Annotated in this window: 23 protein-coding genes; 16 read left to right on the forward strand and 7 right to left on the reverse strand. The window is 47.9% G+C overall.

The annotated features are described in order from the left end of the window. Positions 1 to 19 precede the first annotated feature (19 nt). The 8 genes from guaA to ICV32_RS03250 are packed head-to-tail and all read left to right on the forward strand — an operon-like array spanning position 20 to position 6,249. Positions 20 to 1,627: a glutamine-hydrolyzing GMP synthase gene (gene guaA, locus ICV32_RS03215; RefSeq protein WP_215372521.1), complete on the forward strand. Its 1,608-nt coding sequence runs from the start codon at positions 20 to 22 to the stop codon at positions 1,625 to 1,627. Between the two features lie 24 nt (positions 1,628 to 1,651). Then, positions 1,652 to 2,350 (forward strand): hypothetical protein, encoded by a 699-nt coding sequence (locus ICV32_RS03220; RefSeq protein WP_215371868.1) that lies wholly within the window; start codon positions 1,652 to 1,654, stop codon positions 2,348 to 2,350. 5 nt (positions 2,351 to 2,355) lie between these two features. Further along, entirely contained in the window at positions 2,356 to 3,078 is a 723-nt protein-coding gene (locus ICV32_RS03225) for a hypothetical protein (protein ID WP_215371870.1), read from the forward strand. Between the two features lie 9 nt (positions 3,079 to 3,087). After that, positions 3,088 to 3,741 carry a 7-carboxy-7-deazaguanine synthase gene (gene queE, locus ICV32_RS03230; protein ID WP_215371871.1) on the forward strand — a complete coding sequence of 218 codons (654 nt, stop codon included), beginning with the start codon at positions 3,088 to 3,090 and terminating at the stop codon, positions 3,739 to 3,741. Next, positions 3,741 to 4,199: a 6-carboxytetrahydropterin synthase gene (locus tag ICV32_RS03235; RefSeq protein ID WP_251371915.1), complete on the forward strand. Its 459-nt coding sequence runs from the start codon at positions 3,741 to 3,743 to the stop codon at positions 4,197 to 4,199. Before queE ends, ICV32_RS03235 begins: the two co-directional genes overlap by 1 nt. 6 nt (positions 4,200 to 4,205) lie before the next feature. Next, positions 4,206 to 4,664, forward strand: coding sequence for a tRNA adenosine(34) deaminase TadA (tadA, locus tag ICV32_RS03240; protein ID WP_215371875.1), 459 nt, complete (start codon positions 4,206 to 4,208; stop codon positions 4,662 to 4,664). Beyond that, complete coding sequence (locus tag ICV32_RS03245; protein ID WP_215371876.1) at positions 4,661 to 5,605, forward strand: LD-carboxypeptidase; 945 nt, start codon at positions 4,661 to 4,663, stop codon at positions 5,603 to 5,605. Before tadA ends, ICV32_RS03245 begins: the two co-directional genes overlap by 4 nt. Continuing rightward, positions 5,599 to 6,249 (forward strand): heme-binding protein, encoded by a 651-nt coding sequence (locus tag ICV32_RS03250; RefSeq protein WP_251371916.1) that lies wholly within the window; start codon positions 5,599 to 5,601, stop codon positions 6,247 to 6,249. Before ICV32_RS03245 ends, ICV32_RS03250 begins: the two co-directional genes overlap by 7 nt. On the opposite strand, the gene ICV32_RS03255 is transcribed toward ICV32_RS03250, so the two are convergent. From ICV32_RS03255 to ICV32_RS03285, 7 genes are read right to left on the reverse strand one after another with little or no spacing between them, the layout of a single operon-like run. Next, positions 6,233 to 7,096, reverse strand: a complete 864-nt coding sequence (locus tag ICV32_RS03255; RefSeq protein WP_215371878.1) for a 23S rRNA (adenine(2030)-N(6))-methyltransferase RlmJ — start codon at positions 7,094 to 7,096, stop codon at positions 6,233 to 6,235. The two genes, ICV32_RS03250 and ICV32_RS03255, sit on opposite strands and share 17 nt — an antisense overlap. Next, positions 7,089 to 7,862 carry a phosphatase PAP2 family protein gene (locus ICV32_RS03260; RefSeq protein WP_215371880.1) on the reverse strand — a complete coding sequence of 258 codons (774 nt, stop codon included), beginning with the start codon at positions 7,860 to 7,862 and terminating at the stop codon, positions 7,089 to 7,091. Before ICV32_RS03260 ends, ICV32_RS03255 begins: the two co-directional genes overlap by 8 nt. An 8-nt stretch (positions 7,863 to 7,870) precedes the next feature. Further along, on the reverse strand, positions 7,871 to 9,127 hold the full coding sequence (locus ICV32_RS03265) for a glycosyltransferase family 9 protein (RefSeq protein ID WP_215371882.1): 1,257 nt from the start codon (positions 9,125 to 9,127) through the stop codon (positions 7,871 to 7,873). 46 nt (positions 9,128 to 9,173) lie between these two features. Then, on the reverse strand, positions 9,174 to 10,187 hold the full coding sequence (locus ICV32_RS03270; protein ID WP_215371884.1) for a lysylphosphatidylglycerol synthase transmembrane domain-containing protein: 1,014 nt from the start codon (positions 10,185 to 10,187) through the stop codon (positions 9,174 to 9,176). Continuing rightward, a complete protein-coding gene (locus ICV32_RS03275; protein ID WP_251371917.1) occupies positions 10,184 to 11,701 on the reverse strand; it encodes a glycosyltransferase family 39 protein in 1,518 nt (505 codons plus the stop codon). Before ICV32_RS03275 ends, ICV32_RS03270 begins: the two co-directional genes overlap by 4 nt. 6 nt (positions 11,702 to 11,707) lie before the next feature. Next, positions 11,708 to 12,601: an NAD(P)-dependent oxidoreductase gene (locus tag ICV32_RS03280; protein WP_215371885.1), complete on the reverse strand. Its 894-nt coding sequence runs from the start codon at positions 12,599 to 12,601 to the stop codon at positions 11,708 to 11,710. A 9-nt stretch (positions 12,602 to 12,610) separates the two neighbouring features. Further along, a complete protein-coding gene (locus ICV32_RS03285; protein WP_215371887.1) occupies positions 12,611 to 13,786 on the reverse strand; it encodes an MFS transporter in 1,176 nt (391 codons plus the stop codon). 40 nt (positions 13,787 to 13,826) lie between these two features. Between ICV32_RS03285 and ICV32_RS03290 the strand changes: the two genes are divergently transcribed. From ICV32_RS03290 to ICV32_RS03325, 8 genes are all read left to right on the forward strand, one after another. Further along, positions 13,827 to 14,621 (forward strand): DUF3047 domain-containing protein, encoded by a 795-nt coding sequence (locus tag ICV32_RS03290; RefSeq protein ID WP_215371888.1) that lies wholly within the window; start codon positions 13,827 to 13,829, stop codon positions 14,619 to 14,621. Between the two features lie 89 nt (positions 14,622 to 14,710). After that, positions 14,711 to 15,799 (forward strand): iron-sulfur cluster carrier protein ApbC, encoded by a 1,089-nt coding sequence (apbC, locus tag ICV32_RS03295; RefSeq protein ID WP_215371890.1) that lies wholly within the window; start codon positions 14,711 to 14,713, stop codon positions 15,797 to 15,799. A 12-nt stretch (positions 15,800 to 15,811) separates the two neighbouring features. Continuing rightward, positions 15,812 to 16,372, forward strand: a complete 561-nt coding sequence (locus ICV32_RS03300) for a DUF3305 domain-containing protein (protein WP_215371891.1) — start codon at positions 15,812 to 15,814, stop codon at positions 16,370 to 16,372. Beyond that, positions 16,372 to 17,055, forward strand: a complete 684-nt coding sequence (locus ICV32_RS03305; protein ID WP_215371893.1) for a DUF3306 domain-containing protein — start codon at positions 16,372 to 16,374, stop codon at positions 17,053 to 17,055. Before ICV32_RS03300 ends, ICV32_RS03305 begins: the two co-directional genes overlap by 1 nt. Before the next feature lie 21 nt (positions 17,056 to 17,076). Beyond that, complete coding sequence (locus tag ICV32_RS03310) at positions 17,077 to 19,170, forward strand: 4Fe-4S binding protein (protein WP_215371894.1); 2,094 nt, start codon at positions 17,077 to 17,079, stop codon at positions 19,168 to 19,170. Between the two features lie 9 nt (positions 19,171 to 19,179). Further along, positions 19,180 to 19,815, forward strand: coding sequence for a molecular chaperone (locus ICV32_RS03315; RefSeq protein ID WP_215371896.1), 636 nt, complete (start codon positions 19,180 to 19,182; stop codon positions 19,813 to 19,815). A 142-nt stretch (positions 19,816 to 19,957) separates the two neighbouring features. Then, complete coding sequence (locus tag ICV32_RS03320; protein WP_215371898.1) at positions 19,958 to 20,176, forward strand: formate dehydrogenase; 219 nt, start codon at positions 19,958 to 19,960, stop codon at positions 20,174 to 20,176. Between the two features lie 58 nt (positions 20,177 to 20,234). Continuing rightward, complete coding sequence (locus ICV32_RS03325; RefSeq protein WP_215371900.1) at positions 20,235 to 23,213, forward strand: formate dehydrogenase subunit alpha; 2,979 nt, start codon at positions 20,235 to 20,237, stop codon at positions 23,211 to 23,213. Positions 23,214 to 23,237: the final 24 nt, after the last annotated feature.

Consider the following 23,237-nt stretch of genomic DNA (forward strand, 5'->3'; position numbering starts at 1 on the left):
GAGTCGCTTGGGCAAAACTGTGCACGATACGATTCTGATTCTTGATTTTGGTTCGCAAGTTACGCAATTAATTGCCCGCCGTGTGCGAGAGTCAAAGGTCTATTCTGAAATCTGGCCTTATGACTCGGATCCTGAACGAATCAAAACATTTGTAAAAGAACGTCGCTGTAAAGGGATCATTCTCTCGGGTGGACCAAGCTCAGTGACGGAGCCTAACAGCCCCAGAGCTCCAGAGATCGTTTTTCAGCTGAATGTTCCAGTCCTTGGTATTTGTTATGGCATGCAAACGATGGCCGCCCAATTAGGTGGTCAGGTTGCCTCGGCAGAGTCATTGGGCAAAGCGCGTGAGTTTGGATATGCCGAGGTACGAGCCCGCGGCCATACGGATTTACTGAACAATATTGAAGACCACCGCACAGCCGAAGGGCATGGAATTCTAAAAGTGTGGATGAGTCACGGTGACTCGGTGACCGAGTTGCCATCCGGATTTAAATTAATGGCCTCAACGTCCTCATGCCCGATTGCAGGAATGGCTAATGAAGAGAAGCATTTTTATGGCTTGCAATTCCATCCTGAGGTAACCCACACCTTAAAGGGTAAAGAGATCCTAAATCGTTTCGTACATGAGATTTGCCAATGCCAGGCTGATTGGGTGATGGGGGATTACATTGCTGAAGCGGTATCGAAGATTAAAGCGCAAGTTGGCAATGACGAAGTAATTTTGGGACTTTCGGGTGGCGTGGACTCGAGTGTGGCTGCAGCACTGATTCATCGAGCCATTGGACCTCAGCTGACGTGTGTATTTGTTGATCATGGCTTGCTTAGGCTTAATGAAGGCAAGATGGTCATGGATATGTTTGCCCGAAACTTGGGAGTCAAAGTGATTCATGTGGACGCCGCGCATGAGTTCCTATCTCAGTTAAAGGGTGTGACCGATCCAGAGCAAAAGCGCAAAATTATCGGCAAAGAATTTGTTGAGGTATTTCAGCGCGAGTCTGGCAAGATCAAAAATGCGAAGTGGCTTGCCCAAGGTACGATTTATCCCGATGTGATTGAGTCGGCAGGTAAGGGTAAAAATAGTGCCCATACGATTAAGAGTCATCACAACGTTGGGGGATTGCCAGAGGACATGCACCTCAAACTTCTGGAGCCATTGCGCGAGTTATTTAAAGACGAAGTGCGAGCCCTGGGTGTAGAACTAGGTTTACCAAAGGAGATGGTGGATCGCCATCCTTTCCCAGGACCAGGACTGGGCGTCCGGATTTTAGGAGAGGTCAAACCGGAGTTTGCGGATCTTTTACGCAGAGCGGATGCCATCTTTATCGAAGAACTTCGCAATGCGATTGATCCAAATACCAAGCAATCTTGGTACGCACTGACGAGTCAGGCGTTTGCAGTCTTTCTGCCTGTGAAATCGGTTGGGGTCATGGGGGATGGTCGGACCTATGAATATGTTGTTGCACTACGCGCAGTGCAAACCCAGGACTTTATGACTGCGCATTGGGCGCATCTGCCACACGAACTGCTTGGCAAAGTATCGAATCGCATAATTAATGAAGTGCGCGGTATCAATCGCGTGGTCTTTGACATCAGTGGTAAACCACCATCCACGATCGAGTGGGAATAGCTATTTTTGTTCTAAGGAGTTTCTATGAACCCCCTACGTCGCCTTGTTATTAGTTCAGCTGCTTTAGCTCCACTGGGTTGCGCAACGGCAACCTTTGATCGCGGCATCCCAGTTGCCGCTCCTAAGAAAATACCCAGTGTGCGCTCGCCCCAATTAGGTCAGGAATGGATCTACTCGCAGTTCGATACATTCTCAAGTCGGTTACTTGATGTGGTAACCGAGCGTATTGAGATTGTGGGGCCAGGAGTTACGATCTCTCGCAGCAATCGCGACGGCGCAAATCTTGCCAGTGAGATTCAATCGTCCTGGGGGATGATTACAACGGATCCGCATTGGGGTCGTATTCTGAACTATGGCCCTGCGATTCCTCTCTGGCCTGAGCAAATGCAGGCTAATTGGAGTAAGCAATTCACGACTCGTTATTCAATTGCGGGATATTCAGATAATTCGTTTGGTTGGCAGCAGTACATGTATTGTGCGGGCTGGGAAAAGCTTAAAGTTCCAGCTGGCGAGTTCACCTGTTTGCGCTATCAAAATCTAATAAATTTTCAGAGTGACGATGCCAATAAGGTGGATTGCATTCGTCACGAGATCATTTGGTTTGCCCCAGAAATTGGACGTTGGGTTGCGCGCGAGTCTTCTGGCTCCTATCAAATTCAGGGCCAAATTGGTGGGGTATTACTCGAGAACAGCACCGCGTGGCAATTGCGTTCTTGGAAGTAACACGCATGTTATTTAAATACCTTTCTTGGCGAAGTGCAACCACTGCCATCGCTAGTTTGTTGTTGACCGCATGCCTGGGTTCGGTATCTCACATCCCAAAGACTGAGATTGCGCCACCTCAGGTTGCTCCAGTTGTTCGAGCGCCGGCAGTGGGGCAGCAGTGGATCTATGAAGTTCGCAATGTTTTCAATGGCGAGTTGGTTGATATTTTGACCGAGACCGTGGTCTCAGTCGGCCCAAAAGTGCAAATTACCAGAGAGGGTAAAAAACTAGGTAAGCTACCTGATGAGATTCAAGTGCCTTGGGGAATGATTTTGCAAGATCCTCACTGGACCCCGCCACAACGGTTTACTAAGGTTGTACCCCTTTGGCCGCAAGAACTCAAGCCCGGTTGGTCTGGTTTTTACCGGACCCGCTATCAAGTGCTGGGAGTTCCAGACAATGATTTCTATTGGGGCCTAACCATTCAAGCAAATGCATGGAATCGGATTAAAACACAAGCTGGTGAGTTTGATGCTCTCTACTACGTGAGTACGGCGGATAATTTCCAAAGCGATGATTGGTTTAGATTGGCCAGTAATCGACGCGATCAAATTTGGTTTGCCCCACAAATTGGCCGTTGGGTTGTGCGCGAAAGTTTTGGTGAGTACCTTTGGTTGGGTATGAGCGGTTGGTCCGGATCCATTAAAGAAGACTATCTGCGCTGGGAACTCATTGCGTGGAAGTAATCTCTATTCATGTACTCGGTTAAAGAAATTTTTTCAACCTTGCAGGGCGAGGGTGCTCAGGCCGGGCGCGCTGCTGTATTTTGCCGATTTGCGGGTTGCAATCTGTGGTCTGGGCGCGAGGAAGATCGATCATCAGCCATTTGCCAGTTTTGCGACACGGATTTTGTCGGAACCGACGGCATTGGGGGCGGTAAGTTCGCGAGTCCCGAGGAGCTTGCACAGGCCATTGAAAACGCCTGGATTGATTCGATGAGAACCCATCGTTATCGCTATGTGGTCATGACCGGTGGAGAGCCGTTATTGCAGCTTGATGAGCCTTTAATCAAGGCCTTGCATGCCAAGCAATTTGAGATCGCGATTGAAACGAATGGCACAATTGCGGTCCCCAAAGGAATAGATTGGGTTTGCTTAAGTCCTAAGGCTGGGGCTGATTTGATTGTGAAGCAAGCCCATGAAATTAAGTTGGTGGTTCCTCAAGTTGGGCACCAACCCATTGAGTCGGTTTTGCATCGCTTTGAGGCAATGGATTTTCGTCATCGTTACATTCAAGCGATGGATGGCCCCAATCTAAGCGACAATATGGCCTTCGCGGTTGAACTGTGCCAAAAGCATCCGCTATGGCGCTTAAGCGTGCAAACCCACAAAATGATCGGAATTCGGTAATGCAGCAACTCACGATTACACGTCGCTTGGAATTTGATGCGGGTCATCGCATTCCTAATCATGGCGGGCAATGCCGCCACTTGCACGGTCATCGTTATGCAATTGAGTTAACTGTTCAAGGCCCCGTCCATGAAAGTCGTGGGAAAGCCGATGATGGGATGGTGATTGACTTTGGTGATGTCAAACGCATTGCTTTGACCCATTTGGTTGAGCCCTGGGATCATGCATTTTTGGTTGCTAAGCAAGATACTTTACTGGTTCAATTCTTAGAAAGTTTGCCAGATCATAAAACTGTGGTGTTGGATGATGTGCCAACGGTTGAGAACTTAGTCAAGTTTGCCTTTGATCGTTTGGCACCGATTTTTGCTGCACAGACCCAAGGAAAACTTTCACTTTTTAGTGTGCGGCTCTACGAAACCCCCAATTGCTGGGCTGATTATCCTGTTCGAGTGGCTTAAGGACTGATGGTATCGCCACAAGACGAATCGTTTATGCGTCTTGCCATTTTGCAAGCTCAAAAGGCAGCAGCATGTAACGAGGTTCCGGTGGGTGCGGTTCTCGTATTTGACGATCAGGTCATTGGTCAAGGTTACAACCAGCCAATTGGGTTACACGACCCCAGTGCCCATGCAGAAATGATGGCGATTCGGGAGGCAGCTAAATCACTCGAGAACTACCGAATTCCCCAATCAACCCTTTACGTAACATTGGAACCTTGTGCAATGTGCTGTGGGGCTATCCTTCATGCTAGAGTCAAGCGTGTGGTGTTTGGTGCAACTGATCCCAAAACAGGAATGGCCGGTAGCGTCGCTAACCTCTTTGACCTGAAAGCGATTAATCATCAAACTGAAATTGAGGGTGGCGTTTTAGCGGATGAATGTGGCAACTTACTAAAAGAGTTTTTTAAACAACGACGTTCATGAAGATTCATTTAATTGCCCCGTCTGGCGCAAGTCCCGATATGCGCAGCCCAGAAGCTGGCTTGCGCTGGCTTAAGGAGCAGGGTGTAGTGGTGCATAACGCGGCATGTACTGAGCGAGTATTTGAGCGTTTTGCGGGTACGGACCAAGAGCGTTTAGCCGAGATCAATTTAATTCCCACGATTGATCCGAATGACATGGTCATGGCGGTTCGGGGTGGCTATGGCCTACATCGTCTTCTTGATGCGATTAACTGGAAAGACATTGCAATATCAGTAAAGCAAGGTTTGCAGATTTGTGGTCATAGCGATTTCACTGGATTCCATTTGGGATTACTTGCTAAAACTGGGGCAATGAGTTTAGCTGGGCCGATGCTCAATTATGATTTTGGTCCACTAAATGAGTATGGTGAGCCACAGACCCCGAGCGCCTTTACCTGGCGCCACTTCCAAACTGCGATTCAGTCGCGCCGCATGAGCGTAGCAGTACCCGATATTCAGCACTATGCTGGTGAAGTCGATCTCTCCCAAAATATTCAGGGGATGCTTTGGGGCGGTAATCTCAGTATTCTCACTACTCTGTTGGGAACCGCTTATTTTCCGAATGCAAAGCACATTCAGGGTGGGATCTTATTTCTTGAAGACGTGAATGAGCATCCCTATCGCATTGAACGAATGCTCTTGCAGCTTCATGAGGCTGGAGTGCTTACGAGTCAGCAAGCTATTATTTTTGGGCACTTTAATCAATACCGTTTATACGAAGTCGATCGTGGTTACCAATTGGATAGTGCGCTCAAGTATGTCCGAGAGCGCTTGACGAAGAAAATCCCGATACTTACTGGGTTACCATTCGGTCATGTGGCTGATAAATTAACGCTACCCGTCGGTGCCCAAGTCAATCTTCAAGCGAGTTTAAAAGGATTTGTATTGGAAGGAAAATGGTAAAACGTGCACGACAAGCAATTATCTCCAGCCTAATTTTTTTGGTATCTACCCCACTCATGGCGCTTGAAGAACCAAAATACACCGTGATTGAAAGCGCTGCTCCATTTGAGTTACGCCAATATGCCCCCATGATTATTGCCGAGGTCACTGTGGACGGCGACATGAGTGAAGCGGGTAGTAAGGGGTTTCGTTTAATTGCCGGATATATTTTCGGTAAGAATCAAGTAAAAGCAAACGCATCCACTGATGCAAAGTCGAATCAAAAGATCGCGATGACCGTTCCGGTAACGATGGAACCTGCCAGTGAGAAGATTGCGATGACCGCACCGGTGACGATGGAAAATCAAGCGGGCCCTAATCAATGGCGCATGTTCTTTGTGATGCCGAGTCAGTACACCTTAGCTACCTTACCGACACCACTCAGCCCTGAGGTTAAGCTCAAAGAGATCCCGGCGCACCATAAAGCGGTGATTAGTTTTACTGGGTTTAACTCGCAAGAGAAGACGCAAGAGAAAACAGCGGAACTGAAGGCGTGGATGAAGTCTAAAAATCTGACTCCATTAGGTGAGCCGCAACTGGCGCGGTATAACCCGCCCTGGAGCATTCCTTTTCTGCGGCGTAATGAAGTTATGTTGGACTACTAGTTTCTAAGTCAAACGTTGCTCCCGTATCTTCACCTAAGACCCTTTGTAAGATCGGCAAAGTTCTTTTTAAAAAGGGCGCCAAGGTCCAAACTGGATTAATCACCCATACCCCGCTGGATTGAAGTCGTTTCTCACCAACTGAGTGTGCGATACGCAGTTCGATTCTTAGCCACGGTCGTTGAAATTGCTCAGATAAAGCGCGCAAGCGCTTGATCAGTTGCTTGGATTCTGGGCGTTGTAAGACGGGATACCAAATCAGATAGGCGCCAGTTGCAAATCGCTCTAAAGCTTCACTTAAGCTAGCTTCGAGTGATCGGTAATCCGACTTGAGCTCATACGATGGATCCATCAGGATCAAACCCCGACGGCTTGGTGGGGGCAATAAGGACTTTAGGGACAAAAAACCATCGTGTTGGCGTACATCAATTTGCGATCGATTACCTAAGATCGCAATATTGGTTTGTAAAACACCAATATCGCTTGGGTGGAGCTCAAATAATCGTAGGCGATCCTGAGGGCGCAGGAGGTGCGCCATGATAAATGGAGAGCCGGGATATACATTCAATGCATCTTTGGAATTGAAATGATCAATTGCCTCCCGATACCCTCTAAAGTCAGGTTGATCAAACTCCGGACTTTTCCATAGGCGGTCGATCCCTCCTTGGCACTCTTGGCTAATAGCCGCATAACCATCGCGTAGCGAATAGATACCAGCACCTGCATGAGTATCAACCAACATCACTGCCGCATCTTTCTCTTGCAGGTATTGCACGCTATGAATCAGTACTAAGTGTTTTAAAACATCGGCGTGGTTACCCGCATGAAATGCGTGGCGATAACTAAACATTGGATTGCGGCTTATTTTGGCGCATCACAAACGCCAGCAGTGTGATTAGAACGAGTGCACTACCGAGGTATTGCAAAAGTTGGTTATGCGGAAAATCCAAGACCGTGGTTTGTAAGATATAGAGCTCTACGATTCCAGCAACCGCAATGATCCGCGGAATGAGACTTGTTGGGGTTAGGTATTGATTCTTTATATGGGCCATTAAACGACTGGCAATCAGGCCACACCAAATGCCTAGGGCAGACCCGACCAAAATATCACCAGGCCAATGGGCGCCTACAGCGCTGCGTGAGATACCAGTCAGAGCGGCTATGACAAACAAGACTAGAAGTAAATTACGACGCGCTGGTGTAGTGGCAAAATACAGTGCACTCGCTACGGAGAACACCGTGAGGGTATGACCAGAAGGTAGCGCATGTTGAAGCAGAGGGTTACCCAAAATCGTAAAACTACTCTCGGCTAGTACACCAGCGGGCCTGGGTAAATTAATCAATGGTTTTAGGATAAGGCTGATAATGGCAGCAAAGCTACCTGCAAGGAGAGCCGCGCAGAGTTGTCGCGGGGCAATTAAGAGTAGTGGAAAGCATAGGGCAAATACTCCCCAGCCATTACCTAAGAACGTAAACCATGCCCACACCCAGTTCGGTAGGATTTGCGCAGCCTGATTCATCCACAGAAAGAGCTGAACTTCTTGTCCACTCACTACCAATACAAGCCACAGGAGAAGGGGCAGAAGCGGAACTGCCCAGGCGCGACCCAGTGACATGGGCATCCTTATGACGCGCGCACGTGATCGGCCGCAGCAATCTGCACAGCCAATTGCTTCATTACCTCAGTCACCGAGATGGATTTCATACAAACATTATCTTGGCACGGTGTCTTGCGATGGTTAGCAGCACTGACGCACGGTGAACAGGCGAGATTAGCAGTAATCGGAATCGATTTACCAAGTGAGCCATAGAGGGCTGGGGTCTCTGGCCCAAAGAGTACAACGGTATGTAAAGCGGTAACGGATGAGAAGTGTCCAGGACCCGAGTCATTGGTAACCATGGCATGTGCAAGTGTATACAGAGCGGGAAGCTCAGAGAAGCGAACATGGCCCGCAAAATTGAGCGCTCGCTTTACATTGGCCGCCAGACGCACACCCTCCACATAGGTATGTTCCGCGGGCGAACCTGTGATCAAGATTAAATCGTCGGGATAGTGCTGATGAACCGTCACAATTAACTCTGAGAACCGTTCAGGCGCCCAACGTCGCTGGGGTAATAAATCACTTGCGTTTGGATTAATCAAAATGATGCGCTGCTGACCCACTTTGAATGGAATGAGGGCTTGTTGAGCCAAATTCTCAATCCGGATCTGCAAGTTTTGTTTAACGCTAGGATCAATGACCGCTTGGGCAAGACGGATCTCATCATCAGAAATTGTAATTTTGCTAAATGGCAATTCTTGTTGCTCAGCAAAAGCAGCATATACCAAGGAAATGAAATTCTTCGCAATGTGAATATGGGGGTTGTAATGCACTTTACGTGTCAGCATGGTGCCACGCCATAAACCTTCACCATGAAAAATATCGTACCCCACTCGCTGTCTTGCTCCACATAAGCCAGTTAACAAAGCCGTAAAGCGCGAGAAGAGTTCTAGGTCAATGACAGTATCGATACGATAAAAGCGGGCTTTAATCAAAAATCCCAAGGTATCAAGTGCTAACTTCCAAAGACTTGATGAGTCAATCGTAAAAATATGCTTGGGGTTTACAGTATTGAGTAAACCCAAGCTCGCTGCATTACTTTTAAAGATTAAAAAATAAATCTCAGCACCATTTGCTTGTGCTTTACGCATCGCAGGATCAACTAAGATCGCACTGCCCATTTCAGAAAGCTCAATAAATAGTAGTCGCTTGGGAGGACCTGGTTTTCTGAATGGTTTTGCAATCAAATCAAATAAGGCTACGATCGGACTGGCAAGTGCGCAAAGTGGCACACCGGCCCAGTGATCAATGGTTCGCATTGCGTTAACGCTGATTGCCATTCTATTTTCCTAACAGTCGAAGACTGTATTTTATGCTGAGCAGGACCTACTTCCGTTTGAGCAGTTGATAAGCGCCCGGGAGGACGCATATCAAGGTGATGGCGCCATAACTAATTGAACCCAAAACGGTCAAGGATGGGCTAACTCCCCATAAGGCAAGCACCGAGGCTAATGTCGCTTCACGCAAACCCCAACCCGAGATACTAATTGGCAACATCAGCAATAAACTCAATGCTGGCAATCCAATCATGAGGGCTTCGGTGGGTACATCGGCGCCATAGGCCTTTAAGCAAAAGCCAAGCGCCAAAATATTAAAACAATGAATACCGACCGCAAAAATAGCCTGACCGATATTGGTTGGCCAAGCAAAGGCAAACCGAATCCCTGGCAAGGAATGATCAAGCGCAAAGCGCGCCAAGAGCCTCTGAATCATTGCCATCAGCGGCTGGTAACTTAATGCAAAAGCCAATAGAGCGCCGCCGCCAAGCATCAGTGTTAAAACCCAATACCCCAACTCAGTTCCCCAAGAAGCGAGAGTGGCGCCACCCAATACCAAACCAATGCCACCTAAGATATTGTTTCCCATGAGACCGACAACGCGATCTAAGAGGGTCATCGCAAATCCCAGTCGTAATTTGGGACTCTGTTTTGCTAATTCTTCAGCGTGAGACAGCTCTTTTGTCAGTTCATGTTGTTGACCGATTTGTCCACTACGGGTTAAATGCGTACCGGCAATGGCTCGATAACTGTCGCCCCCTAAAGTACTGGGTAAACCTTGATTAATTAAGCCTCCCGAGAAATACAGCCCGATATATCCCGGCAGGCTGCCTTGAAAGCCTGCGCGTCGCATAAACAAACCCCAACGCAGGCCGCCGCATACGAAAGCAGCAGTGATGCAAAGCGCTCCAGCGATCAGCCATTGGGCTTCTAGCTGCAGCTCGGATTCAAATAGGGTTTTCCAATCAATACCACTCGTTGCTTTCCATAAAAGAGCAATCGACAGAATGATCCGAATGGTGGGCCAACTCTTTTTAAGGACTGTTTTCCATGAGGCACTCATGGGCGTAAGGATAACGCCTCGCGTTGCGGATTCGCCTTTCCGCCCCAACCCTGACAATAACTGAGCTCAAACTGGCTAAGTGCCTCACCCATATGACCAATACTAAGTCGATCTAGGGGGCGGCAGGTCCGAAATTGACCTTCGCCCACTGGAGGTTTAAAAGACATTTGTGACCAATTGAGCAAAATCACATTTGATCCCTCAGGCAAGGATCCAAACCACAAATCAAATTGATCAAATTGATCATCCAATACAAAAACCGAAGTCGGTCTGGCGTACCAAGCCACTCGGCTTGCTAAGCTCCAATTTTGGACTGCGATGCCGCTCGCTTTTAGTTCTTTAACCAAGAGATTGGCAAGGGTTGATGCGGAGCGCCAGCCATATAAATCAGCGAGGGGATTCGATTTCATCTGATTCGCAATCGGATAGCCAGCAGTCATTACGAGTGTTAGTCCTACTGCAACCAGAGTCCCTTGGATTGCTAAAAATAAACTGATCAGCCAACGCTTGCCTTGCTCCCACCAAAGCGCAAGACCAATACCTGCTAGAGGGGCCAAGCAAAACCAAGCCGGCATTGTCCAATGCGGTAAACCACCACCTCCGGATAAAACAGCAAATACTGCAAAGGGAAGTGCGAAGAAGACGAATAACATTGCCAATTTCACCGAAGACTGGGTCGATGACCAGCGCAGTACGCTCCATGAGCCGAGGAGGGGTAGAAATCCAAATACACCAATTTGAATTCCGATAAAGGCGGCAACTCGGCGCCATTGCCAGGTACCGCCGGCACCATGGTCAATTTGATAACGAAATGAGATCCAGTCATGGGTAGCATTCCATAAAATGACTGGGCTGATCACAACTAGTGCAATCAGAATAGCAATGTAAAAGCCTGGATTCTTAAGGGTGCTCCACCGTGGGACACTCAAGCAAGCGATGCTAAATGCCAGTGCGTATAAAACAGCAGTGTATTTACTCAGTCCAGCCAATCCAAACAACACTCCCAACAGAATCCATTGGGAAAATCGATAGTGACCATCTTGCATAATCCATCGCAAAGCCATCCATAAAATACCGAGGGCAAGAGGTGTTAATAGCGAGTCAGGGACCAATCCGACAGCAAGCACATGCGGTAAGGGTGCGAAAACAATGATGGCCACAGCAAATAATCCCGCGCGTGAGGATGACTGAGGCTGCGTTTGCGAATGGTAAAAATTCCATACTTGCTCGGCAATTTGATAGACCATCGTGCACGATACGATCCACAGCACAATCGGGATTAGTCGCAAAATACCATCGGGTGCGTTGATGGCTACGAGTGGCCACTGAATCCATCCCACTAGCGGTGGGTGATCAAAATAACTCCAGGCGAGACGATCTGCGTACAAGGCGTAATGCGCCTCATCAACCGACAGCTCGGTAGTAAAACCTAATACTAGATGGATAATTGTGCCGAGCGCAATCAGAATAAATGCCCAAGCATGCGGTGTTTGCTTGGCAATTAGTGATGACATAGAACGTCAGACTTTATTGGCGAGATACAGTTGGTACAGTGCGTGATAGCCATCGCGCGCCATCCCATCATCGAGCATGAGTTGGTAGAGTTGCTTCGCTTGCTCTAAGCCAGGTAAATGAAGCCCCATTTGCTCGGCAGACTCAATTGCTAGGCCAATGTCTTTAACAAAGTGCTCAGCCATGAACCCTGGGGCGAAGTCGCCCTTGATCATGCGCGGTCCTTGCACATTGAGCTGAGTTCCACCTGCAGCACCGCTCCCAATAACTTTGAGAACGGCTAAGGCATCAAGTCCTGCTGCTTGGGCGTAGCGAATACCTTCACAAACCCCCATGATGGTAGAGGCAATCACAATTTGATTGCAGAGTTTGGCATGTTGACCAGATCCTGCGGGCCCCAGGAGGGCAATGTTATTACCCATGCATTGGAAGATGGGTAAAACACATTCATATGCGCTTGGCTCGCCACCGACCATGATCGACAAACGTGCATCTCGGGCACCGATATCGCCACCAGATACCGGCGCATCAAGAACAAAGACTTGGTGTTCACGAGCAAGTTGAGCTATACGCACAGCTAATGCCGGACTTGAGGTGGTCATATCAATGGCAATGCAGTTTGGCTTTGCGCCAGCTAAAATACCATCGACCCCCAAATAAACCTCCTCAACATCCTTTGGGTAGCCAATGATCGTGATGATCACATCACAGTGAGCAGCCAACTCTTTTGGCGAAGAATGCCAAATCGCACCTTGCTCAACTAATGCTTTTGCTTTCTCGGGAGAGCGGTTAAAAAGATGCAATGGATAGCCGGCTTTCAACAGATGTAAAGCCATGCTCTTACCCATGATGCCAGTACCAATAAAACCAACTGCCGGTAGTGATGTTGTTGGAGAGTTCATGATCGTATTTTAAAGGGGCTGTACTCGTGTCGGTTTGCGCTGAATTCCAAGCCAAATCAGGGCAAGGGCAATGATCGTGAGCGGAACAATCGATCCTAAGTTCAGAAGAGTCCAGCCTTGCGTCGTAATTAGAACCCCAGAGCTTAGCGCTGACAAAGCAGTTGCAAGGAATACAAAGAAATTAATTGCGCCTTGGGCCTTATCGCGTTCCGATGGGCGATAAGCCTCAAGGGCTAATGTCGTACTGCTAGTAAATAGAAAGTTCCAACCCACTCCGAGTAAAAATAGCGCAGTCAAAAAATGAAAAAAGGTAATTCCAGAGAGTGCAATCATGACGCAGGCAATATTGAGCGCTACCCCCATACGTAACACCCATATCACACCGATCCGCTTAATGAGGGTGCCGGTAAAAAATCCCGGAGCAAACATGCCAATCACGTGCCACTCGAGAACCCATACCGTTTTATCAAAGCTAAATTGACAGGCTTCCATGGCTAATGGTGTGGCTGCCATGAGTAAGTTCATCACACCGTAGGCAAGTGCTGCAGTTAGAGTGCAAACAATAAATAAGGGCTGGCGCATGATTTCAGAAAGAGGCCGACCAGGCTCTTGTTCTGGATCAACGCGCTTTTCAGGAAAATGAATTTGACTAACGACCCCAATCGCAATTAGGGCAACACCGGCTAAAGTGATGTAAGCCCCCGCAAATGGTTGCATGAACCAATCCCGCGTCCAGCTTGCCATATTGGGTCCTAGAACAGCTCCCAAGATTCCACCAGCAAGCACCCATGAGATGGCTTTCTCTTTGGCTGTTTTATCGGCAAGCTCAGCGGCCGCAAACCGATAGAGTTGGGCATTGGCGTTATAAAACCCAGCAATCACTGTGCCAAGGTTCAGAAGCCAAAATTGTTTCTCAAGCGTTGCAAAGGCACACACGAGTGATGAAAAGAAGGCGACTAATAAAGCAATCTGAAATGAGCGTTTACGACCCAAGCGTCGTTGAACTTTGGCCACGAGGGTGGTGGCCAATGCACTTCCCACAACATAGGCCATAACCGGTAGGGTCGCCAGCCAAGGTTCTGGCGCCAGCGCAAAACCCACTAAGCCATTGATGGCAATAAAGGTAACGTTATTGGTGAGATAAAGCCCTTGAGCTAGGGTTAAAAACCAGAGATTTTTATTCATTCTGCATGGTCATAAAAGCTCTACGATAATGCATTGCATCATGGCTAAATCATTTCTTAATCGCATTCTTTATTTTCTTCTGAGCATCTTGATGCTGGGATGCGCAGCAACGGGCTCCGATTCTAATCAGTCTGGCGCAGAAAAATTAGATCCCTTAGTTCCTCGTGAGGAGATTGCGAAATTTTCAGAGCAGTCAGTAAATGAACCTTTGCGAGGTTGGAGTTTTTATCGAGTGGCACCCTATAAAAAGAATACGGTCTATCGTCTCGAAAATTATCAGGGCCGAACGGTGCTCAGTGCCAATGCAAAAAAATCGTCATCGGGATTGGCTGTAAAACTCAAACCACGCCCATCGCAACATTTATGGCTTGAGTGGCAATGGAAAGCGACCGGGACTCTTGATAAGGCAAATAATCTAGATCGATATGCTGATGATGCACCTTTGCGGATATTAGTGGCGTTTGATGGCGATCAATCTAAATTGAGCATGAAAGATAAAATGGTAGGCGAGCTTGCACAAATCATGAGTGGTCAAGAGATGCCCTACGCAACGCTGATGTATATCTGGTCACCCAACGGACAGCTCAATCAAATCAAGCCCAATTCGTATACCAATCGGATCAAAATGATTGCGGTGGATGTGGGAAAAGAAAACTTAGGGCAGTGGCGCAAGCACAGCAGAGACTTGACTGCGGATTACCAAGCCGCCTATGGCTATGCTCCAGGCAATGTGATTGGTATTGCGCTTTTGACGGATACGGATAATACGAAGTCCGATACGAAGGCCTATTACGGTGATATTGAGCTGAAATACAAGAAATACAAACCTAATTAATTTCCAGCTTGGGAAATTTCTTTTAGTTCCCGTTATGATCAGCTTTAAAGAACATATTTCTTGCATTAAAACGCTTTAAGGAGACAAAATTGTCGGTTAGTACGGAACAGGTTCAACAGGCCCTAAAAGGGGTAAAAGATCCGAATACTCAAATTGATTTTGTGAGTTCAAAATCAGTACGTAATCTCAAAGTCAATGAGGGAGATGTTTCCCTAGATATCGTTTTGGGGTACCCAGCCAAAAGTCAAATTGACCTGATTCGTCAATTGGTGGTCAGTACCATTCGAGAGCTTCCCGGTGTAAAGAATGTCAGCGTGGCCATCACCACCGATATCGTTGCACACGCAGTACAACGCGGTGTGAAGTTACTTCCTGGAGTGAAGAACATTATTGCGGTCGCTAGCGGTAAGGGTGGCGTCGGAAAATCAACGACCGCAGTTAATCTAGCTCTGGCATTCGCTGCTGAGGGCGCTCAGGTCGGAATCTTGGATGCTGATATTTATGGCCCCAGTCAACCGATGATGTTGGGCATTACTGGACGTCCAGAGTCATTGGCTGAGAATACGATTGAGCCGATGGAGGGGCATGGTTTGCAGGCCAGTTCGATTGGTTTTCTGATTGAACAGGACAACCCGATGGTTTGGAGGGGGCCCATGGTCACCTCGGCCTTAGAGCAACTTCTACGTCAAACACGTTGGCGTGACCTGGACTATCTCATTGTGGATATGCCACCAGGTACTGGCGATATTCAGTTAACGCTTTCACAAAAGGTTCCGGTCACAGGATCAGTAATCGTTACTACGCCTCAAGATATCGCACTACTTGACGCACGTAAGGGCCTCAAGATGTTTGAAAAAGTGGGGATCCCCATCATCGGCATTATTGAGAATATGAGTACATACGTATGCCCCAAATGCAATCATGAGGAGCATATCTTTGGTGAGGGCGGCGGCAAAAAAATGTGCCAAGATTACGGAGTGGATTTCTTGGGGGCTTTACCGCTCAATCTTTCAATTCGCGAACAGGCGGACTCGGGAAGACCAACCGTTGTGGCTGATCCTGATGGTGCAATTAGTGCTATTTATAAAGGCATTGCGCGTCAAGTTGCCATTCGAATTGCGAACCTGAGCAAAGACATGACTAGCAAGTTCCCCAGTATTGTGGTGCAAAAGACCTAAAGGGATCGCATCATGCGCTTTGCCATCGTTCTGCGAAAGGAAAAGATTGATAATCCCTGGCAAAATTATCGTTGGCGCTTGATAGAAGTTGTTCCAGATATCGGTCAGTTTGGTAGCGCTTTGGAACAAGCGGGGACAGAACTTAACCCCAAGGTAGTCGGGCGATTTTTAGAGCAAGATGACGATGGCGAGTCTTGGTTGTTTGCAGGCTTTGACTTCCAATTTTTTCGGGATGAGGCCGAGGGCTATTATTTAAATTCCACTTCACCCAATCCATGCTGGTTTGTGATGTGGCGTCTTGAAACCGATTTTGAGACTTATCTAGAGCCAAATTCAATGCCGATGGTAAATAATGAAGATGGGGCGGGGCTTGCGATACCCCATCGATTAATGTTGAGTTACAACGAGGCGGCCCGATTGATTGATGGCGGTGAGCAAGTCGACACAAGTCCCCTTCAGGAAGAGATGAAGGCCTTCCTAGCCCAATACGTTGCTGCCAATTACAAACCAGAACCCAAGAAGCGTGCGAAACCAGCCTCGTTTAAAGGTGCCAATCGCCCAGCGGAGCCCTAATGACTGAAAATAATTTTTTATCCCGCTGGTCTCGAAAAAAAGCAGGGCTAACTGAAGAGACAACTCCAACACCGTCGGCTTCACCTATTGCAAAAGTAACTACGCCAACGCCTGTACCAAAGAATGAAGATCGCGAGCTTACCAAGTTATCCTCTGATCAGGATCAAACAAAACCCCCGCCACCAACTTTGGATGATGTTGAAAAAATCGATGTGAAATCACCTGATTTCTCAGCGTTTATGCGCCCCGATGTCGATCCTCTAGTGCAGCAGGCTGCTCTTAAGAAGATGTTCAGTGATCCACACTTTAATGTGATGGATGGCCTCGATATTTATATTGACGATTACACAAAATCAGATCCCATTCCATTGGATATGCTCAAGCGTATGCAGCAATCCGAGCTTCTGGGTCTATTTAAATCGGCTGAGGAACTTTATCCTGATAGCATCCAGAAAACGGAGTCTGAGATAACACCAGTCGAGGATTCACCCGAAAAGCTTGCTTCCAGTTCGCATACAGCGGAGTCGGCTAAATCCAATCCAGCAAAGCCAACTCTGGTTGATCAGAAAAGCGCGACCCAGCCAATAGAGATAGAATCTGAGGCAACAAGCCCAAAGGCACCAGAAACAATACCAATTGGAGAGAGACAGGCTAAACGTAATTCTGATCAAACAGATTCTTAATGCGTTTGCTTTAATACAGTGATGAGTAAAAAATTAGTCTGCGATTGCAATCGCAGTATGCCCCTTGACCCTAAGGAATTGGGTTTGCCCATTCATACGGCTTTGTGTCGTCAGGAAGTTGGACAGTTTTTAAATGCTTTAAATGAGTCTGAGCCGATTGTGGTGGCTTGCACGCAAGAGCGCGCCCTGTTTTCTGAGCTTGCGACTCAGGCAGAAAAACCCCTGGTTGCGCCCCTTAAATTTGTCAACATTCGTGAGATGGCGGGTTGGTCCAAGAATGCTACCGAAGCACATCCAAAAATTAAAGCATTGCTATCGGTTACCGATTTGCCCGAGCCAGACCCGGTTCCAATTGTCGACTATCACAGCGATGGGCGTATCCTAATTATTGGCCCTGGAGAGCAAGCTTTGTATTGGGCTGAGCAACTGGGTCAGTCATTGGAAGTGAATGTTTTATCAACCGAGCCCAGTCCTTTGCCTACTGGTCGCAGCTATCCCGTTTTTACCGGAAAGATGACAAGCCTTGAAGGTTATCTAGGGCGCTTTATCGCCAAATGGGAACTAAACAATCCCATTGATCCAGAGATGTGTACACGCTGCGGAGCATGCGTTGCCGTATGCCCTGAAAATGCGATTGATTTGTCATTTCAGATTGATTTGGATAAATGCAAGTCACATCGTGCATGTGTTACTGCATGCGCCGGTATCGGCGCAATTAATTTTGATCGAGTAGAGCGTTCTCGTGAGGGTGAGTTTGATCTGATTCTTGATCTACAAACCAATCCCAGTATTCAAATTAGTCAAAAACCACAAGGATATTTTGCTCCCGGCTCAGATCGTTTCAAGCAATCAATGGCAGCTAACCAATTACTTGGAATGGTCGGTGAGTTTGAGAAGCCAAAGTATTTTGTGTATACCGAAAAAATTTGTGCCCATGGGCGTAATGGCAAAGTAGGGTGCTCCGCATGCATTGATGTGTGTTCAACGCAAGCAATCCAGTCGGTGTTTAAGGACGGTCAGGGTAAGGTAGAAGTCAATCCCAATCTTTGCATGGGATGCGGCGCCTGTGCCACTGTTTGCCCCTCAGGGGCGATGCGCTACAACTTTCCAAGCGTTGCGTACCAGGGCCGACAGATCAAAGCACTGGCACAAACGTACTTGAGCACTATTGGTAGCTCGAAGCCTGGTCAGAATGCGCCAACCGTATTAATTCATAGCCAACAGGCCGGCACTACTCTTTTGGAGAACGTTGGCCGTGCTGCGCGGACAAAACCTAAAGAAGTTGTTGGATTACCAGCATTTGTCATTCCATTTGCCGTTGAACATATTGCCTCTACCGGAATTGACTTGTGGTTTGGGGCCATGTCCTATGGTTTTGGTGAGGTTGTTTTACTACTGAGTGGTGACGAAGACCCTGGATACCGAAATGCGCTTACCGAGCAGGCAGATCTAGCCAATTCGATTACGCAAGCATTAGGCTATGGCTTGCGTGTGCGTTGCATGATGGCCTCCTCAAGCTCAGACGTGGATACAGTCAATCGGGTCATGATGGAGTTGCTGACCCGTAAAGCCCAAAAATTGATGGCTCCGCCAGCCAGTTTTGCACTAGCTACCCAAAAGCGCGAGACCCTTGAAATGAGCTTGGAGCATCTCCTGCAATTTGCTCCTCAGGCTTTGCCCGCCGAGGGGTTGCCATTACCAGCCCACTCACCCTTGGGGGCAATTGTGGTGAATAAAGATGCTTGTACTCTATGCATGTCCTGCGTGGGAGCTTGCCCAGAGGGTGCTTTGTTGGATAACCCCGATGAGCCGCAGCTCTCATTTATTGAAAAACAGTGCGTGCAGTGCGGATTGTGCGAGCAAACCTGCCCTGAGCAGGCAATTGCCTTAAGTCCCCGTTTGAGCTCAATCGAACAACGAAAGCAAAAAGTCTTGCTAAATAAGACCGAGCCATTTCATTGCATTGGCTGTGGAAAAGCATTTGGAACCCTAAAGATGGTCGAATTAATGCTTGGCCGTATTGGTACACATCATGCATTTTCTGGTGATGCGCTTGATCGTTTGAAGATGTGTAGCGATTGCCGTGTTGTGGACATGATGAAAAAAGAACTGTGAACAAAATTCATGAGCGAAGCAAATACCCCCCAGACACCAGAACTTAGCCAAGATGGCCTCGCTGAGGACTTAGCGCGTGCCGACTTGTATGGCCTCCTTGCTAACTTATTTTTTCAGCCACCGGATCAGATATTTCTTGACCAAATTAGCGCTTCAGGAAATTCTGAGGCGCAAGATAATCAGGCGCCATTAGCCAATGTTTGGATGAATTTGGTCGAAGCAGCTAAGAACAGCAAAGCAGCGGATTGGAAAGCGGAATACGACAGTAGTTTTCTGGGGGTGGGTAAGCCGAATGTTTTTTTATACGGTTCGTATTACCTTGCTGGGCATCTTCATGAAAAACCACTTCTCGATATCAGGCGCTCACTTCTGCAATTTGGACTGGAAGCATCGGATTCAGTCGCGGAAACCGAGGATCACATCGCCGCCTTATTTGAAGTCATGCGTTACTTGATCGCGGGGGAGGATGTGGGCGTTTCTAACCTTACTAACCAAAGGGTTTTTTTCAACGATCACATCCGGGCTTGGTATGACGATTTATGTGACGCTATCGATGCCGACCCGGAAACCCATCTCTACAAAGCAGTTTCGGCTTTAACCCGGGAGTTTTTGGCAATCGAAAGTCAAAGTTTTGATATGGTTTAGTTAAATTTAATTGACACAATAGCTTTGGTATTTAAGGGTAAGTCCTAGCGAAAAAAACATGCAAAAACTTACATAAATAATTCAGTTCTTCTAAACTAAATCAGTAGAAATGCAATAACTATATTCGTATAAAGGAATATTTATGGACAGCAAAAAACCAGAAGCAAATGAAAAAACGAAATCCTCGCGTCGTACATTTTTTATTGGCGCAGGAGTCACAGTTGGTGCAGCTGCGGTTGCTTCCCAAACTCCATTAGGGCAAGCCGTTGTTCAAAATGTTGCTGAAGCGGTAACCACCAAACCTGATGGCTATCACTTAACTGCTCACATTAAGAAGTATTACCAAACAACGCTCGTTTAATTGAGCGTTTTTTATTGAACTAACCAATTTATTATTTGCACATCGCAGGAGTCTCACCATGAGCCTAACTCGCAAATCCACCTCAGCCTCTAGCCGGGTTCCATCCCAATTGATCGGTAGCCTCTCGCGCGGACTGCGCTCAGCGGTACCGACCATGGATCGTCGAACATTCTTAAAACGTTCCGGTATTGGTGTTGGTGCTGGTATTGCTGCCACGCAATTGAACATGCTTCAAAAAGCCAATGCGGCTGAGACCAAGGCGATGCTCGATGGCAAAGGTAAGATTGAAGTGAAACGAACAGTTTGTACCCACTGCTCTGTGGGATGTTCTTTTGATGCCACTGTTGAAAATGGGGTTTGGGTTCGTCAAGACCCCGTGTTTGAGTCCCCCATTAACATGGGTGGCGCCTGTGCGAAGGGTGCGGCATTACGGGAGCATGGTCATGGCGACTACCGCCTACGGACCCCAATGAAATTAGTCGATGGTAAGTATCAGAAAATTTCTTGGGACCAAGCGCTCGATGAAATTACCGCCAAGATGAAGGATCTGCGTTCAAAATACACGCCGGATTCCATCTTCTTTATTGGCTCATCCAAGTACAACAACGAGCAAGCTTATTTGCTCCGTAAGTTTGTATCGTTCTACGGTACGAACAATACCGACCACCAAGCACGTATTTGCCACTCCACCACGGTTGCGGGTGTAGCCAATACCTGGGGCTACGGTGCGATGACCAATAGCTATAACGACATGATGAATTCAAAGACTGCGTTATACATTGGCTCCAACGCTGCTGAAGCACATCCTGTGTCGATGTTGCACATGCTCCATGCAAAAGAGAATGGTTGCAAAGTAATCGTTGTTGATCCACGTTATACCCGTACTGCGGCGAAATCGGATCAGTATGTACGGATTCGTTCCGGTACCGACATCCCATTCCTCTTCGGTGTGCTTTATCACGTCTTCCAAAATGGATGGGAAGATAAGAAATACATCAACGATCGCGTCTTTGGAATGGACGACATTCGTAAAGAGGTGATGGAGAAGTGGACTCCTGCAAATGTCGAAGCGGCTTGCGGAGTTCCAGAGGCGCAAGTGAAGAAGGTTGCAGAAACCATGGTCAAGAATCGTCCAGGAACGATTGTTTGGTGTATGGGACAAACGCAGCACACGATTGGTAACGCCATGGTTCGTGCATCTTGCATCTTGCAATTAGCGCTTGGCAATATTGGCGTTTCTGGTGGCGGCGCAAACATCTTCCGTGGCCACGATAACGTTCAGGGTGCAACCGACGTTGGTCCTAACCCCGATTCCCTGCCAGGCTACTATGGCCTAGCCGCAGGTTCGTGGAAGCACTACGCTACCGTATGGGATGTTGATTATGAGTGGATCAAGGGTCGCTATGCCCCCGACATGATGGAAAAGTCTGGAACGACTGTCTCCCGTTGGATTGATGCGGTCCTTGAAAAAGATGACATGGTCGATCAGGCAACCGCGGTCAAAGGCGTGTTTTTCTGGGGCCATGCACCAAACTCCCAAACCCGTGGTCTCGATATGAAGCGCGCCATGGATAAATTGGATCTCCTCGTTGTGGTTGATCCTTATCCAAGCGCAACTGCAGCAATGGCAGCAATGCCTCCTGCTCCAGGAGGAGAGGTCAATAAAAATCGTGCGGTTTATTTGCTTCCAACCACAACCCAATTTGAGTGCTCAGGCTCAGCAACGGCATCGAATCGTTCAGTGCAGTGGCGCGAGAAGGTCATTGATCCGCTCTTCGAGTCTGTTCCTGACCATGTCCTCATGCAAGCCTTTGCTGACCGTTTGGGCTTTGGAAAAGAGCTCTCGAAAAACTACAAGATGCTCGATTCCAAGTTTGCAGGTAAGAACTGGAAAGAGCCTGAGGTCGAATCCATTCTGCGTGAAATTAACAAAGCGGTTTGGACCATTGGTTACACCGGTCATACCCCAGAGCGCTTAAAGGCGCATATGCGAATGATGAGCGTCTTTGATCCAAAGACCTTGCGTTCACGTGGCGGTAAAGATCCTGTGAGTGGCTACGATACGGCAGGGGATTATTTTGGACTGCCATGGCCTTGCTTTGGTAACGCTGCCCTCAAGCACCCTGGCTCACCCAACCTCTATGACACCAGCAAGCACGTGATGGATGGTGGTGGTAATTTCCGAGCCAACTTTGGTGTCGAGAAGGATGGTAAGTCCCTCTTGGCTGCGGATGGCTCGTTCTCGAAAGGTGCCGACATTAAGACCGGTTACCCTGAGGTCGATCATATTTTCTTGAAGAAGTTAGGTTGGTGGAATGAGCTAACCGAGGATGAGAAAAAAGCTGCTGAAGGAAAGAACTGGAAGACAGACCTTTCTGGTGGAATCATCCGTGTCACCATGAAAAACCATGGCTGCCACCCATTTGGGAATGCGAAGGCGCGTGCGGTGGTGTGGAACTTCCCAGATGCCATTCCGATTCACCGTGAAGCGCTTTATAGCACTCGTCCAGACATGGTTGCGAAGTATCCAACCCACGACGACGTGAAGACTTTCTGGCGCTTACCGACTTTGTTTAAGACAGTTCAAAACAAAGCAATCGAAGATAAGCTCTATGAGAAGTTCCCCATTATTCTGACCTCAGGTCGTTTGGTGGAGTACGAGGGCGGCGGTGAGGAAACTCGCTCAAACCCATGGCTTGCTGAGTTGCAGCAAGAGAACTTCGTGGAGATTAATCCAAGTGCAGCAGCCAAGCGCGGTATTAAAAACTGGGATTTTGTTTGGGTGAAATCGCCAACCGGAGCCAAGATCAAGGTACGCGCATTGGTAACCGAACGCGTTGCACCAGATACTGCTTTCGTGCCCTTCCACTTCTCAGGATGGTGGGAAGGTAAGGATCTGCTCGATTTTTATCCAAAAGGAGCGTATCCGATCGTTCGTGGTGAGGCTGTCAATACCGGTACTACCTATGGATATGACCGTGTCACCATGATGCAAGAAACCAAGACCACGATCTGTCAGATCGAAAAGGCTGCTTAACTAACACCGCAAAGTCAGGAGATC

Origin of the sequence: Polynucleobacter sp. MWH-UH24A (assembly GCF_018687475.1) — a bacterium.
GTDB lineage: Bacteria > Pseudomonadota > Gammaproteobacteria > Burkholderiales > Burkholderiaceae > Polynucleobacter.